We start from the raw sequence: 13,261 nt of genomic DNA, 5'->3' as shown, positions 1-13,261 counted from the left end.
ATCGAGTAAAAGACAGTTGCTCCTACGCGATCGCCCAGTTAGGCGCGGAGGACACTCAGCTGTCGTTCTTCTGGTAGATGATCCGCCGCTGCCCGTTGTCGCAGGTGCCGACCACCATGTTCGGGTCCTTCACCTCGGACTTGTCCACGATCTCCAGGGTGTAGGAGGTCACCCCGGCGGCCTGGATCTTGGTCTCGATCTCGGCCTTGAGCTCCTCGCAGGGTTTCACTGCCGCCCAGCTTGCGCCGCTGCCCAGCAGCAGCGCCACACCGGTCACCGCGGCCCATTTCATCGTCGTCATCACAGTCCCTCGTCATAGCCCCACGGCGGGGCACCCTATCCTAACGGTGGACCTCCACCCTGCAACAGAGTGCCCCTCTGGCTCATTCGAGGCTGGCGTCGAGGGTGATGCGCGCGTTGAGCACCCGCGAGACGGGGCAGCCTGCCTTGGCCTTGTCGGCGATGGCCTGGAAGGTCTGCGCGTCGGTACCCGGCACCTTCGCCTTCAACCACAAGTGCACGGTGGTGATGGCGAAACCGTCGGTGAGCTTTTCCAGACTGACCTCTGCCGTCGTGTCGATACGCTCAGCCGTCAGGCCGGCTTCGCCGAGCATCATCGACAGCGCCATGGAGAAGCAGCCGGCGTGAGCCGCGCCGATCAGTTCTTCCGGATTGGTCCCCGGCGCGCCCTCGAAGCGGGTGTTGAAGCCGTAGGGCTGCTCCTTGAGCGCGCCGCTTTCGGTGGAGATCGTGCCCTTGCCGTCCTTCAGACCACCCTGCCAGTGGGCCGATGCCGATTTCTTCATGTCGCGTCCTCCGCGTGGGTTGCAGTCAGGACTTTCGAGGCCGGCGACGCGTACAGGGTTCAGCTTTTTGCGCTGTACCTTGCAGGAGCGAGACTGCTCGCGAACCTGCACCGCACGGTGCCATCCCGTTCGCGAGCAAGCTCGCTCCACGCAAAACCGGAGCATGAAAAAGGCCGGGGCCCTCACGGACCCCGGCCTCGATTCACATCCAGGCGCTTACTTGGAGTAAACGATTTCCTTGGTGCCGCCTTCGCAGGTGCCGACGACTTGCTTGCCGCCCGCGCTGCCCTTGTCGACGACTTCCAGGCTGTACGAAGCAACACCCTTGGCCTTGAGCTTCGCATCGATTTCCGACTTCAGCTCTTCGCACGGCTTGCCGGCGGCCAGGACGTTGCCAGCCAGGGCGAAGACCCCCACAGCGATCAGGAACTTCTTCATCGGTAACGCTCCCTCGTCGTTCACAGGAAAAGGCCCGAACGGGCCGGAAAACCGGGACACCCCGGTGCGCACATCCACGCGCCGCGCCAGCATGGCAGCGGTGCGTGACAAAAAAGGCGAAGCCGTTCGCGGACTAGCTGTTGGCGATGCGGAAACCGACCTTGATGGTCACCTGGTAGTGTCCCACCGCGCCGTTCTCGATGTGCCCGCGGGTATCCACCACCTCGAACCACTCCAGGAAGTCGATGCTCTTGGCCGCCTCGGCCAGGGCGTTGTTGATCGCATCCTCGATGCTGGTGCGCGAGGAGCCGACCAGCTCGATCTTCTTGTAGGTATGGTGATTGGACATGGCGTTTCTCCCGGGTCGTCACGCAGCACGGCAAAGTGCCAGCGCCTCAATGGACAGTAGTAGAGGGGTGGACCCAGGGCAAACGCGCGGGTTCAGACTTTAGGCCGGACCGTTGAGCTCGACCTGCAGCCAGCGCGCCAGGCGTTCGGCCCGTGGATCGGCACGCCGCTCGGGAACCCACAACGCCAGCCGGGCGGTGGTCTCGACGAAGCCCCAGGGCGCAGCGAGGCGACCGGCGGCGAGGTCGTCCGCCACCAGCTGTTGCGGCGCGATGGCCACGCCAAGGCCGGCCACGGCGGCTTCCAGCAGGTAGTAGAGGTGCTCGAAGCCCTGGCCGAGCTTCAGCCGCGCCGGGTCCAGGCCATGGCGCGCGGCCCATTCGGGCCACGCCTGTGGGCGCGAGACGGTGTGCAGCAGCGTTTCATCGAGCAGCACTGCGGCCGGCGCATCGCGCAGTTGCTCGAAGCGCGGAGAGCGCGGGCTGAGCACCGGACCGATACTTTCCACCGCCAGCTCCAGCACGCGCATGTCCGCCGGCCAGGGCGGGGCAGCGAAGCACAGGGTGGCGTCGAGGCCGCCACGGCGCGGGTCAAGGTCGCCGTCGCTGGCGGAAAGCTGCAGGCGCAGGTCCGGCAGGTCCCGGTTCAGGCGGTCCAGGCGCGGGATGAACCAGCGGGCAAGCAGACTGCCGGGACAACCGAGAACGAAGGGCGCATCGCCGCCGGCCTGGCGGCGCAGTTCGGTGCAGACGCTGCGCAGACGCTCGAAGGATTCGCTGGCCACTTCGCCCAGGCGAACGCCGGCATCGGTGAGTTTTACGCCGCGACCCTCCTTGACGAACAGGGCGACGCCCAGCTCTTCTTCCAGCAGGCGGACCTGCCGGCTGATCGCCCCGTGGGTGACGCTCAGCTCATCCGCTGCTGCGCTTACACCGCGCAAACGGGCGGCGGCCTCGAAGGCGCGCAGGGCGTTGAGCGGCGGAAGGTCTCGGCTCATGGCGATAAATCCGTGAGTTTTTCTGACAGGTTATGGCGATCTTATCGCTTTTCCCCGTCATCACACAGCCGTATCCTGAGCACCATTCGTAGGAGCCGCGCCGCCATGGCCCGCTCCTGCATGACCAGAGCCCCCTCTCCCTGACCCTCACCCGCAAGCGGGAGAGGGGATTGTTCGGCGCAGGTTGAAACCTCGGTATCAGCCGGCACATACGGCTCCCTCTCCCTTCGGAGCGGGGCGCGTAGCCAGGGCTGGGGAGAGGGGGAGCCCAGGCACACTGTCTCGGAAAGAGACGCGATCCAGGAGTGATCCCATGTCCACACTGCGCACCGGTCCAGACGCCAAGGGTCTGTTCGGCAGCTTCGGCGGCCAGTACGTCGCCGAGACCCTGATGCCGCTGATCCATGACCTGGCCCGCGAGTACGAGGAGGCCAAGGAAGATCCGCAGTTCCAGAAGGAGCTTGCCTACTTCCAGAGCGACTACGTTGGCCGTCCGAGCCCGCTGTACTTCGCCGAGCGCCTGACCGAGCACTGCGGCGGCGCGAAGATCTACCTCAAGCGCGAAGAGCTGAACCACACCGGCGCGCACAAGATCAACAACTGCATCGGCCAGATCCTGCTGGCCAAGCGCATGGGCAAGAAACGCATCATCGCCGAGACCGGCGCCGGCATGCACGGCGTGGCCACCGCCACCGTGGCCGCGCGCTTCGGCATGGAATGCGTGATCTTCATGGGCACCACAGACATCGATCGCCAGCAGGCCAACGTGTTCCGCATGAAGTTGCTGGGCGCCGAGGTAATCCCGGTCACCGCCGGCACCGGCACCCTGAAGGACGCGATGAACGAAGCGCTGCGCGACTGGGTGACCAACGTCCATAACACCTTCTACCTGATCGGCACCGTGGCCGGCCCGCACCCGTACCCGGCGATGGTCCGCGACTTCCAGGCCGTCATCGGCAAGGAAACCCGCGAGCAGCTGGCCGAGAAGGAAGGGCGCCTGCCCGATTCCCTGGTCGCCTGCATCGGCGGCGGCTCCAACGCCATGGGCCTGTTCCACCCGTTCCTCGATGATGCCAGCGTCAAGATCATCGGCGTCGAAGCCGCCGGTCATGGCATCGAGACCGGCAAGCACGCGGCCAGCCTGAACGGCGGTGTGCCGGGCGTGCTGCACGGCAACCGTACCTTCCTGCTGCAGGACGAGGACGGCCAGATCATCGACGCGCACTCCATCTCCGCCGGCCTGGACTACCCCGGCATCGGCCCGGAACACGCGTGGCTGCACGACATCGGTCGCGTCGAGTACACCTCGATTACCGACCACGAAGCGCTGCAGGCCTTCCACCAGTGCTGCCGCCTGGAAGGCATCATCCCCGCGCTGGAGTCCTCCCACGCGCTGGCCGAAGTCTTCAAGCGCGCGCCGAACCTGCCCAAGGACCACATCATGGTGGTGAACCTGTCCGGTCGTGGCGACAAGGACATGCAGACCGTCATGCACCACATGCAACAGGAGCCGCAAGCATGAGCCGCCTGCAGACCCGCTTCGCCGAACTCAAGGAACAGAACCGCGCCGCCCTGGTGACCTTCATCACCGCTGGCGATCCGGGCTACTCGACCTCGCTGGATATCCTCAAGGGCCTGCCCGAAGCCGGCGCCGACGTGATCGAGCTGGGCATGCCCTTCACCGACCCGATGGCCGACGGCCCGGCGATCCAGCTGGCCAACATCCGCGCCCTGGGCAATGGCCAGAACCTGGCCAAGACGCTGAAGATGGTCCGCGAATTCCGCGCCGGCAACACCACCACTCCGCTGGTACTGATGGGCTACTTCAACCCGATCCACTACTACGGTGTGGACAAGTTCATCGCCGATGCGAAAGAGGCCGGCGTCGACGGCCTGATCGTGGTGGATCTGCCACCCGAGCACAACGAAGACCTCTGCCACCCGGCCCAGGCCGCGGGCATCGACTTCATCCGCCTGACCACCCCGACCACCGACGACCAGCGCCTGCCCACCGTGCTCGAGGGCAGCTCGGGCTTCGTCTACTACGTCTCGGTGGCCGGCGTGACCGGTGCCGGCGCGGCAACCCTGGACCATGTCAAGGAAGCCGTGGCGCGCCTGCGCCGCCACACCGACCTGCCGGTCTCCATCGGCTTCGGCATCCGCACCCCGGAGCACGCGGCGAGCATCGCCCGCCTGGCCGATGGTGTGGTGGTGGGTTCGGCGCTGATCGACAAGATCGCCGAAGCCAGCAGCTCCGCCGATGCGGTGCAAAGCGTGCTCGGCCTGTGCCGTCAGCTTGCCGAAGGCGTGCGTAACGCCCGCTGAGACTACGGTGCCGCTCTTGGCCTCTTCCTGAAGGGAGAGGGGATATGCGTGCGATGCGAGCTTCCAGGATTACCGGTCATCGAAGTGCTTGCCGCCAGTGCCGGACAGGCTCCCTCTCCCTTCAGGGAGAGGGCGGGGAGAGGGCAAGCTCTCGTACCGGACGTCCCCGTGAAAGAGCCCCCACAAAAAAGCCCGGCGAATGCCGGGCTTTTTCGTTTCTGGCGAGGCTTATTCCACGCTCTCTTCCTGCGGCGCTTCTTCGCCGCCGGCAGCCGGGCCACCCAGGCCCAGGCCTTGTGCGGAGCCCATGGCGAAGGCCATGAATTCCGGCACGCTCATGTCCTTGCCGTTGAACTTCACCTGGTCGTTGGCGTAGGCCAGCGAGCTGGACAGTGCGTTGCCGTCGAGTACCGCCCACTGCGAGTTCAGCGCCATGCCGCTGAACAGGTCGGTCATGGCGTCGGACTGCTGCTTGAGCGCCACCGGGTCGACACTGCCGGCAGCCTCACCACCCAGCGAACCCTGCAGGGCGACGATGTCGCCGATCACCGCCTTGTCCACCTTCAGGTCGGCCTTGAGCGCAGCCAGGATGCTGCGGGCCATCTCGTCAGGAGTCGCAGCGGCAGCGTTGGGCTTGCGCAGGTCGACGGACAGGGAAGCCTTGGCCACACCATGGCTGGTCTGCAGGGACAGTTCGTCCAGCGACAGCACCGGCGAGCCTTCCAGCAGGGCCAGGCCCAGGCGTTTGAGTTCTTCTTCCTGGGCCGGGGTCAGCTCGGTGCTTTCCAGGCTGTCCAGCGCCATCTTGTTGTAGGACTCCTTGAAGGTCTTGAGCACGCCTTCGTCGAGGTTGCGCAGGCTCAGGTCCAGCTTCACGCCGCCGATTTCCTGGCCCTGCACCACAACCTTGCCGACGCGGTAGGAAACGCTCTGGTCGAGGCCCTTGCCGCCCTGCTTGAGGGTCTCTTCGACCACGGCGTCGCGCAACTCGACTTCCGGCGCGCCCGGCGACTTGATGTTCAGGCTCTTGATGGTGGCGGAGCTGGGGCCCAGGGCGAAGCCATTGGCGTTTTCCTTCTTGGCGCCCTGCATGCCCAGGTCACGCAGCTGCACGCGAGCCGGCTGGCCGGTGTTCTCGTCGGTGAAGTCCAGGTCAACCTCGGCGAGGTTGCCCACGGCGCTCACGTCCTTCTTGTCGGCAGAAACGCTGAAAGTCACCTTGGCCGGAGACAGGCGCAGCTTGTCGCTGTCCTTGGCGAACTCCAGGGCGGCGGTTTCGACGCGGCCTTCCTGCTTCTGGTCGTAGTGGATGGTCAGCTCGCCGGACAGCGGGGCCTTGCCGCCGGCGGCGGTGAACAGCGGGGCGGTGAGTTCGTTCTGCTCGAGGGCGAAATGGCTCTGCGCCATGACCGGCGCCAGCTGGCCGGCTGCCAGGCGCGAGGCCGGGAAGGGACCATGTTCCAGGCGGTCAGTGAAGACCAGGACCTGCGGTTCCTCACCTTCCTTGCCGATGAAGGACAGGTTGTAGCGCGCGGTGCTGGAGAGCACGCCACGCTGGATGTCCACCAGCGTCAGGTGAGCGCCGAGGCCGGGGGCTTCCTGCTCGAACAGTTGGTTGGCTTCGGTGATGCCACGGTTCACTTCCTGCTCGACACGGCTGCCGGTGTACCAGGCGCCGGCAACGGCGGCGCCAACGATGGCAACGGGAATGGCGATGGCCAGGGCGGTCTTCTTCATGCTGAGTCCTTTCAATGAGGCCGTACGGGGACGTCCTGTCGACCGTTTATGGGAGTGGGCGGCGCGATGCTAGCAGGCGCACTGCCATCACTCCAGTACCGTTGGCGACCGACTTCACAGCGCCAGCATTGACCGTCGGGGCGCGGCTGTCAGGATAGAGGGCTCCATCGGTTCGAGAGGCCCTAGCCATGGCCGTGCTGCACAGCCTTCATCACGTCGCCCTGATCTGTTCGGATTATCCGCGCTCCAAGCACTTCTACGTGGATATCCTCGGCCTGAAGGTGATTGCCGAGACCTACCGCACCGCCCGCGACTCCTGGAAGCTCGACCTGGAACTGGGCGATGCGCGACTGGAGCTGTTCTCCTTTCCCGGCGCGCCGGCGCGGCCTTCCTACCCCGAGGCGCAGGGCCTGCGCCACCTGGCGTTCGCCGTGGACGACCTGGAGGCGGCGGTCGCTCATCTGCAAAGCCACGGCGTGGCCTGCGAGCCGATCCGCATGGATGACCTGACCGACAAGCGCTTCACCTTCTTCGCCGACCCGGACGATTTGCCGCTGGAGCTTTACGAGCGTTGATGCCCATCGAATAGCCAGCGCCCTGTGGGAGCGAGCTTGCTCGCGAACCCGCCCAGCATCGGAGCTGCCGGCAAAATCGTTCGCGAGCAAGCTCGCTCCTGCCCATTCAGGCCGGCACCGCCTCGCTGCCCAACGCACCGCGCAGGCTCGCCAGGTCGCGCAGCGGCGGCGCGCCGAACAGGCGGCTGTACTCGCGGCTGAACTGCGACGGGCTCTCGTAGCCGACGCGATGGCCGGCGACCGCCACTTCCAGCCCTTCGGAGAGCATCAGCCGCCGCGCTTCCTGCAGGCGCAGTTGCTTCTGGTACTGCAGCGGGCTCAGCGCGGTCACTTCCTTGAAGCGGTGGTGCAGGGTAGACACGCTGAGGTTCACCTCGCGGGCCAGGTCCTCGATGCGCAGGGACTTGTCGTAGTTGCGGTTGAGCCACTCGATGGCTCGGGTGACGCGATGGGTCTGGCTGTCGGTCATCGCCAGATCGTGCAGCAGATGCCCCTGCGGTCCGCGCAACAGGCGGTAGAGGATTTCGCGGACGAACAGCGGCGCCAGCATCTCGATGTCGCGCGGGGTGTCCAGCAGGCGCATCAGGCGCAGCAGGGCATCGAGCACGGTGCAATCCACGCGCTGCAGGTAGATGCCGCGGCTGGCCGGGCGCGGCGCGCTGCCGGCAAGGCCGGCCTCGGCGATCAGCCGGGTCAGCTCGCCGGGGTCGATGTCCAGGCGGATGGACAGGTAGGGTTTGTCCGGTGAGGCCTCGATCACCTGGCCGGACACCGGCAGCGTCACCGACACCACCAGAAGATTGAGCTCGTCGTAGCGATAGACCTCGCTGCCCAGGCGCACTTCCTTGCAGCCCTGGGCGATCACGCACAGGGCCGGACGATAGAGCGTCGGCATGCGGCCTTCGCTGGGGCTGTCGTTGCGCGCGACCAGCAGCGAGTCGATGGCGGTTTCGAAGACACCTTCACCCTGGCAATGGCGCTGGATGATGTCGGCCAGTTCCTGGCGGCCGGCAGCAATGGGATCAAAGGCGGGAACGGACTGGGACATGCACGGGACCTCCAGTGGCGGCGCACGAAGCTTACGCCCACGGCACATGCGCGCGTGTGACAGTAAGGCAGCCGCTGGAGGATCAGGCAAGCAATCGGCAGGAATGGACAAGCCATGCCGGCATCGCGTCGCGCACCGTGGCGGTGCAAGGGCTGGAAATAGCGCGCGAACGCCCTTTTTCAGAGCATGGAGAACGCCTCGCAGGATCAGGCAAGAAGGCGACAGCATCCGGATAACGCCCGGCCCAGGCCGGGCCTTAATCTTCCTGTCAGTCGTCCGAGGAGCCACCTCGGACTTCTTCCTGGAACGCGGAGGACAGGACATGCACTGGCAACCCATCGAACACGAATTGCAGATCCATCCCCGGCGGGGTCACGAGCCGGAACTGGGCGCATTGATAGACAACCTGGTCGACGGCGCACGCCGCGCACCGGGATGCCTGCGCTGCCAATTGGTGACCCGCGAGAACGGCCAGCCGTGGCTGCTGCAGGGCAGTTGGAAGAACGAGGAGGCGCTGCTGGAGTACTTCGCCACGCCCTCGTTGCAGCTGCTCGGCGAAGCGCTTCTATGCCACTGCCGGAGCCTTGGCGGCGGCATAGTGGAAACCCTCGATCAGGCCACCGGAAAGGTGGCCTGAGCTTTTCAGGTCCTGAGCTTTCACCCCCTCAATATTCCAGGCTCCAGCCCAGCGTGAAGGTCCGCCCGCGGCCCTGGTAGTCATACAGGTAGGCCGGCCCGTAGGTCGGCGAATAGAACAGCGCTGCGCGCTGGCCCCAGACGGTGCTGTACTGCTTGTCCAGCAGGTTCTGGATACCGGCGCTGAAGGTGCCGAAACCGGTCTTCTGCTCGCCCATCAGGTCGAAGGTGGTGTAGCCGTCGATCTCGTGGTCCGCATCGTCCTTCAGGTTGAACGCGTGCTGGGCCTGCAGGCGGGCACTGCGTTCGCCATCGCCCCAGCCAACGAAGGCGGTGGACTTGGACAGCGACGCATAGCGCGCATCGCGCTTGATCCAGTCGCCGTCGGCATCTTCCTCTTCCGAGCGCACCAGGTGCAGCGTGGTGCCGCCCTGCCAACCGCTGTCGAAATAGCGGGTGACCGCGCCCTCGAAGCCGAAGTCGCGGCTCTTCTGGTCCTGCACGTCGATGGTCAGGGTTGCCTGGTCGGTGGTGATGATCTTGTCCGACCAGATGTAGTAGACCGCCGCCTGGGCCTGCCACTGCAGGTCGCTGTAGCGCCAGCCGGTCTCGACCTGGCGGCTCTTGATGCCGGCCAGCGGGTTGTCGTCTACCGACAGGCCGGCCTTGCCGTAGTACTTGGCCGGGTCGGGCAGGTCGAAGCCTTCGCTGTAGTTGGTCCACAGCTGATGGCCGTTCTTGAAGTCGTAGATCGCGCCGAGGTTGAACAGGTTGACCTGGTAGTCGTTGCTGCCGCCGGGCACGCCTTTGAAGTCGTCCACCTCGACATCCATCTTCTGGTTGCGGGCGCCGCCGGAGAGGGTGAGGTTGTCGGTGGCCTTCCAGTCCAGCTGGCCGTAGAACGACAGCCCGTCGACGATGTAGCTGGGGTAGCGCGGTGCGCTGCTGGCGGTTTCCAGGTCCAGCCCGCCGCTTTCGGAGGACAGGCGCTGGTCGAAGACCTTCTGCTCGGCGTTGAAGCGCTCGTGGTCGAAGTCCACGCCATAGGTGAATTTCAGCGAATCCCACTGCTTGCTGAACAGGCCCTTCAGGCCGCTGACCTCGAAGTTCTGCTGCGAAGCGGCGAAGTACACGCCCTTCGAGCCGGTGGGTTTGCCGGTGTTGTAGTAGGGGAAGGGGTAGAAGTTGTCGTCTTCCTTGCGGTAGTACGCCTGCAGGTAGAAGTCCTGCTCCAGCAGGTTGCTGTGGTGGTAGTTGGCGTTGAGCAGCACACGGCGCGTGCGCGGTTCGAGGTCGGTGTCCATGCCGCTGCGGATCTGCGCATCTTCCAGGTCAGACGGCGCCCGGTACTTCAGGTTGGGAAAGTAAATGCCGGTGCTGCCATCGTTGCCCGAGTCGTAGTACTGCGCCAGCAGGTCGAGGCTCTGCTCGTCGGTGAACTGCGCGGTGAGGTTGCCCATCACGTCGACGGTGCGGTTGTACTGCAGGTCGGTCTGGGTGTTGTCGATGAAGATCTGGTTGCCGGCGCCGTCGTAGAACGCTTCATTCTTCTCTGCCGAGACGCCCAGGCGGCCCACGACACGGTCGTTGCCGCCGCTGATGGACTGCGCGGCGCGGGTCGACAGGTCATCGCTGTTGTTGAAGCCGCTGCTGGCGCCCAGCTGCGTCTCGAAGCGCGCATCGCCGGCTGCGCCCTTCTTGGTGATGATGTTGATGATGCCGCCGGTAGCGCCGCCGCCGTAGATGGCGCTGGCGCCGGAAAGCACCTCGATGCGCTCGACGTTGAACGGCGAGACGCTGTCGAACTGGCGCGACAGGCCGCGTGAGCTGTTCTGGCTGACGCCATCGATCATCACCAGCACGTTGCGCCCGCGCATGTTCTGGCCGTAGTTGGTGCGGCCCTCGGGCGCCAGGTCAAGGCCGGGAACCAGCTTGCCCACGGCTTCCTTGAGGCTGACGCCGGTGTCCAGTTGCTCGCGCAGCTGGGTCTGATCGACTACCCAGACGGTGCCGGGGATCGAGCTGATGTCGGTGGGCGTGCGCGCCGCCACGCTGATCTGCATCGGCGCCAGGCTCAGGGCCGCGGAGTCGTCCTTCTCGCGCTTGAGCAGCACGGTCCGCTCGTCGGTGAAGCGCCAGCTCACACCGCTGCCGGAGAGCAGCTGGTTGAGCGCCTCTTCGGTGCTGTAGGTGCCATCCAGCCCTTCGCTCTGCAGGCCCTGGATGTCCTCGGAGTTGAACAGCAGGTGCAGTCCGGCCTGGTCGGCGAACTGGGTCAGCGCGCTGTCAAGGCTGCGCGGGGCGATATGCAGCTCGACGGTGGCCGCGTTCGCGGCGTGGACGACGGGCGCAGCGGCACCGAGCAGGGAAGCGAGCAGGATCGCGCGGTGCAGCGGAGAAGGACGGTATGGCATGCGGGTGAAATCCGTTCTTGTGGAGTCAGGGTCGCGTAGTGAGAATTTTTCGCGTTCCTGCCTACGACGAAACGGTCATGCCAACCTTGCAGTGCTGAATGAAAAATATTTTCATTTTCTTGTGTGAGAGGCCGGCAACCGCTTTCGTAGGGCGAATGAAGCGGCAGGCTTCATCCGCCGATACGGTGCGAGCGGCGGATAACGCCTGGGGCGTTATTCGCCCCAACGCCTCTGTAGCACCGAGCCGGAGCTGCCCTCTCCCTAACCCTGGCTGCGCGCCCCGCTCCGAAGGGAGAGGGGACTGGAACGGAACACGGTGGACCATTGCCGTCAGCCGGCACGAACGGCTCCCTCTCCCTTCAGGGAGAGGGCTGGGGAGAGGGTCCTGCCTCCACGTAGAACCGTCTCTGGGGCAACGCATTTCTTCTCAGCCCTTTAACGCAGGGCGGATCAGCACCAGCCACGGCAGATGCGTGACCTTCACCGGCTGCAAGTGCTCAAGCGTCTTGAGCAGCGCGCCGGGGTCCTGCAGGTCGAACACGCCGCTGACCTTGTGCTGGCGCAACGCGCTGTCGGTGAGCACGATGCGCCCCGGCACGTAGCGCTCCAGCTCGTCGAGCACCTCAGCCAACGGGCGCTGGTTGAAGATCAGCTTGCCGCGCTGCCAGGCGCTGGCGCTGGACAGATCCAGCGGCTGCACCGGTTCGGGCGCGGCGGCCTCGCGGTAGCTCAGGCGCTCGCCGGCGGACAAGCGAACCGGCGCGCCGCCCGCGCTGCTCACCTGCACCACGCCCTCGGTCACGTCCACGCGCACCTGCGGCCCACGGCTGTCCACGTCGAAGCGCGTGCCCACGGCGCGCACTTCGCCCCCCCTGGCCTCGACGACGAAGGGCCGCCCCGCATCCTTGGCCACTTCGAACAGGGCTTCGCCGCCGTGCAGGCGCAGGCGCCGTTGCTGCGGACCGAAGTCCACGGACAGCGCGCTGTCGCTGTTGAGCCAGACACGGCTGCCATCGGCCAGCTCCAGCATGCGCCGCTCGCCGGTGCGGGTGGCGTAATCGGCGTACAGCCCGGCCAGGGGTCGCGGCAGGGCGATAGCCAGCCCCAAGGCCGCCACACACGCAGCGGCCGCCATGGCCAGTACACGGCGAGGACGCCGCGCGCGTTGACGATAGCGCTGGGCATGGCGGGTTTCCGGCAGGACGCCCCACAGGGCCTCGGCCTCGCGGGCGGCCTGTTCGTGGTCCACGCTCAGCCCGCGCCAGCGCAGGAAATCCAGGCGCTCGGCAGCTCCGGCGTCACCCGAATGCAGGTGCACGAGACGCTCGATGGCCTCATCGGAAAGCGACAGCTCCAAGCGGCTCATGGCGTTCCCTCCTGGCGCTGCGCCCAGTCGCGGCAGTGCCGCATCGCCTGGACGATGTACTTGCCCACCATGCTCTCGGAGACACCCAGGCGCTGGGCGATCTGCGCATGGGTGAGGCCGTCGAGGCGGTTCATCAGCAGCGCCTCGCGGGCGTTCGACGGCAACTGGTCCAGGGCGGCGTCCAGATGTACCAGTGCCTCATGGGCGAGCAGGCGGTGCTCCAGCCCGGAAGCAGGATCGCTCAGGTCGTTGGCGGCGGTTTCGTCGACGTGCAGCTCGGCCAGCCGGCCCTCGCGACGAAGGTTGTCGATGGCAATGTTGCCGGCCACGCGGAACAGGTAGGCGCGCGGGTCCTGCACCTCGGCTTCGGCGGGGTGGTCGGCCAGGCGCAGCCAGGTGTCCTGGGCGACATCGGCGGCGCGCTGGTTATCCCCCAGCCTGCGGGCGAGGAAGCGCATCAGGTCCGCGTAGTGCGCCTGGAAGCTCTGCAACAGGGAAGAGGAAGCGAAGCGCCGCATGATGGCCGAAATACCCTTAAAAACCGGCCAACGTCTGTCAGACCGATGCGAAG

General features: G+C 66.0%; 14 protein-coding genes. 4 read left to right on the top strand and 10 right to left on the bottom strand.

The genetic code is table 11. The features are described 5' to 3' along the window. Positions 1-55: 55 nt before the first annotated feature. The 5 genes from C167_RS0114035 to C167_RS0114015 form a co-directional block, all read right to left on the bottom strand. The gene (locus C167_RS0114035) at positions 56-292 is read right to left on the bottom strand and encodes a DUF1161 domain-containing protein (protein ID WP_026079034.1); all 237 of its coding nucleotides are present in this window, start codon (positions 290-292) and stop codon (positions 56-58) included. A gap of 91 nt (positions 293-383) precedes the next feature. Next, positions 384-806 (bottom strand): OsmC family protein, encoded by a 423-nt coding sequence (locus C167_RS0114030; RefSeq protein WP_017518907.1) that lies wholly within the window; start codon positions 804-806, stop codon positions 384-386. 216 nt (positions 807-1,022) lie between these two features. Then, positions 1,023-1,244: a DUF1161 domain-containing protein gene (locus C167_RS0114025; RefSeq protein WP_017518906.1), complete on the bottom strand. Its 222-nt coding sequence runs from the start codon at positions 1,242-1,244 to the stop codon at positions 1,023-1,025. Between the two features lie 133 nt (positions 1,245-1,377). After that, positions 1,378-1,593 (bottom strand): dodecin, encoded by a 216-nt coding sequence (locus tag C167_RS0114020; protein ID WP_017518905.1) that lies wholly within the window; start codon positions 1,591-1,593, stop codon positions 1,378-1,380. Between the two features lie 99 nt (positions 1,594-1,692). Then, positions 1,693-2,589, bottom strand: a complete 897-nt coding sequence (locus C167_RS0114015) for a LysR family transcriptional regulator (protein WP_017518904.1) — start codon at positions 2,587-2,589, stop codon at positions 1,693-1,695. Positions 2,590-2,902: 313 nt separating this feature from the next. Between C167_RS0114015 and trpB the strand changes: the two genes are divergently transcribed. After that, positions 2,903-4,111 (top strand): tryptophan synthase subunit beta, encoded by a 1,209-nt coding sequence (gene trpB / locus C167_RS0114005; protein ID WP_017518903.1) that lies wholly within the window; start codon positions 2,903-2,905, stop codon positions 4,109-4,111. Then, positions 4,108-4,914 carry a tryptophan synthase subunit alpha gene (gene trpA, locus C167_RS0114000; RefSeq protein ID WP_017518902.1) on the top strand — a complete coding sequence of 269 codons (807 nt, stop codon included), beginning with the start codon at positions 4,108-4,110 and terminating at the stop codon, positions 4,912-4,914. Before trpB ends, trpA begins: the two co-directional genes overlap by 4 nt. Before the next feature lie 228 nt (positions 4,915-5,142). Here the strand turns inward: trpA and C167_RS0113995 are convergent, their stop codons facing one another. Continuing rightward, on the bottom strand, positions 5,143-6,651 hold the full coding sequence (locus C167_RS0113995; RefSeq protein ID WP_017518901.1) for a YdgA family protein: 1,509 nt from the start codon (positions 6,649-6,651) through the stop codon (positions 5,143-5,145). Between the two features lie 188 nt (positions 6,652-6,839). Here C167_RS0113995 and C167_RS0113990 point away from each other — a divergent pair, with 188 nt between their 5' ends. Beyond that, positions 6,840-7,226, top strand: coding sequence for a VOC family protein (locus tag C167_RS0113990; protein ID WP_017518900.1), 387 nt, complete (start codon positions 6,840-6,842; stop codon positions 7,224-7,226). Positions 7,227-7,332: 106 nt separating this feature from the next. Here the strand turns inward: C167_RS0113990 and C167_RS0113985 are convergent, their stop codons facing one another. Continuing rightward, positions 7,333-8,274 (bottom strand): AraC family transcriptional regulator, encoded by a 942-nt coding sequence (locus tag C167_RS0113985; RefSeq protein ID WP_017518899.1) that lies wholly within the window; start codon positions 8,272-8,274, stop codon positions 7,333-7,335. A 322-nt stretch (positions 8,275-8,596) separates the two neighbouring features. Here C167_RS0113985 and C167_RS0113980 point away from each other — a divergent pair, with 322 nt between their 5' ends. Then, complete coding sequence (locus tag C167_RS0113980; protein WP_017518898.1) at positions 8,597-8,911, top strand: putative quinol monooxygenase; 315 nt, start codon at positions 8,597-8,599, stop codon at positions 8,909-8,911. A gap of 28 nt (positions 8,912-8,939) precedes the next feature. On the opposite strand, the gene C167_RS0113975 is transcribed toward C167_RS0113980, so the two are convergent. The 3 genes from C167_RS0113975 to C167_RS0113965 all read right to left on the bottom strand — a co-directional run bounded on the left by C167_RS0113975 (position 8,940) and on the right by C167_RS0113965 (position 13,208). Further along, complete coding sequence (locus C167_RS0113975) at positions 8,940-11,324, bottom strand: TonB-dependent receptor (RefSeq protein WP_017518897.1); 2,385 nt, start codon at positions 11,322-11,324, stop codon at positions 8,940-8,942. Between the two features lie 427 nt (positions 11,325-11,751). Then, entirely contained in the window at positions 11,752-12,690 is a 939-nt protein-coding gene (locus C167_RS0113970) for a FecR family protein (RefSeq protein ID WP_017518896.1), read from the bottom strand. Then, positions 12,687-13,208 carry a sigma-70 family RNA polymerase sigma factor gene (locus C167_RS0113965; RefSeq protein ID WP_017518895.1) on the bottom strand — a complete coding sequence of 174 codons (522 nt, stop codon included), beginning with the start codon at positions 13,206-13,208 and terminating at the stop codon, positions 12,687-12,689. The genes C167_RS0113970 and C167_RS0113965 overlap by 4 nt, the downstream gene beginning before the upstream one ends. Between the last annotated feature and the right edge of the window lie 53 nt (positions 13,209-13,261).

Source organism: Pseudomonas nitroreducens TX1 (genome assembly GCF_000313755.1).
In the GTDB taxonomy this organism is placed as follows: domain Bacteria; phylum Pseudomonadota; class Gammaproteobacteria; order Pseudomonadales; family Pseudomonadaceae; genus Pseudomonas; species Pseudomonas nitroreducens_A.
This window is presented reverse-complemented; position numbering and strand designations above follow the sequence as displayed.

What these genes read in the sequence shown, in the direction of transcription:
- C167_RS0113990 (WP_017518900.1), top strand. Translation starts at nt 6,840, where the DNA reads ATGGCCGTGCTGCACAGCCTTCATCACGTCGCCCTGATCTGTTCGGAT.
- C167_RS0114025 (WP_017518906.1), bottom strand. Translation starts at nt 1,244, where the DNA reads ATGAAGAAGTTCCTGATCGCTGTGGGGGTCTTCGCCCTGGCTGGCAAC.
- C167_RS0113975 (WP_017518897.1), bottom strand. Translation starts at nt 11,324, where the DNA reads ATGCCATACCGTCCTTCTCCGCTGCACCGCGCGATCCTGCTCGCTTCC.
- C167_RS0114015 (WP_017518904.1), bottom strand. Translation starts at nt 2,589, where the DNA reads ATGAGCCGAGACCTTCCGCCGCTCAACGCCCTGCGCGCCTTCGAGGCC.
- trpB (WP_017518903.1), top strand. Translation starts at nt 2,903, where the DNA reads ATGTCCACACTGCGCACCGGTCCAGACGCCAAGGGTCTGTTCGGCAGC.
- C167_RS0114020 (WP_017518905.1), bottom strand. Translation starts at nt 1,593, where the DNA reads ATGTCCAATCACCATACCTACAAGAAGATCGAGCTGGTCGGCTCCTCG.
- C167_RS0113980 (WP_017518898.1), top strand. Translation starts at nt 8,597, where the DNA reads ATGCACTGGCAACCCATCGAACACGAATTGCAGATCCATCCCCGGCGG.
- C167_RS0114035 (WP_026079034.1), bottom strand. Translation starts at nt 292, where the DNA reads ATGAAATGGGCCGCGGTGACCGGTGTGGCGCTGCTGCTGGGCAGCGGC.
- trpA (WP_017518902.1), top strand. Translation starts at nt 4,108, where the DNA reads ATGAGCCGCCTGCAGACCCGCTTCGCCGAACTCAAGGAACAGAACCGC.
- C167_RS0114030 (WP_017518907.1), bottom strand. Translation starts at nt 806, where the DNA reads ATGAAGAAATCGGCATCGGCCCACTGGCAGGGTGGTCTGAAGGACGGC.
- C167_RS0113970 (WP_017518896.1), bottom strand. Translation starts at nt 12,690, where the DNA reads ATGAGCCGCTTGGAGCTGTCGCTTTCCGATGAGGCCATCGAGCGTCTC.
- C167_RS0113995 (WP_017518901.1), bottom strand. Translation starts at nt 6,651, where the DNA reads ATGAAGAAGACCGCCCTGGCCATCGCCATTCCCGTTGCCATCGTTGGC.
- C167_RS0113965 (WP_017518895.1), bottom strand. Translation starts at nt 13,208, where the DNA reads ATGCGGCGCTTCGCTTCCTCTTCCCTGTTGCAGAGCTTCCAGGCGCAC.
- C167_RS0113985 (WP_017518899.1), bottom strand. Translation starts at nt 8,274, where the DNA reads ATGTCCCAGTCCGTTCCCGCCTTTGATCCCATTGCTGCCGGCCGCCAG.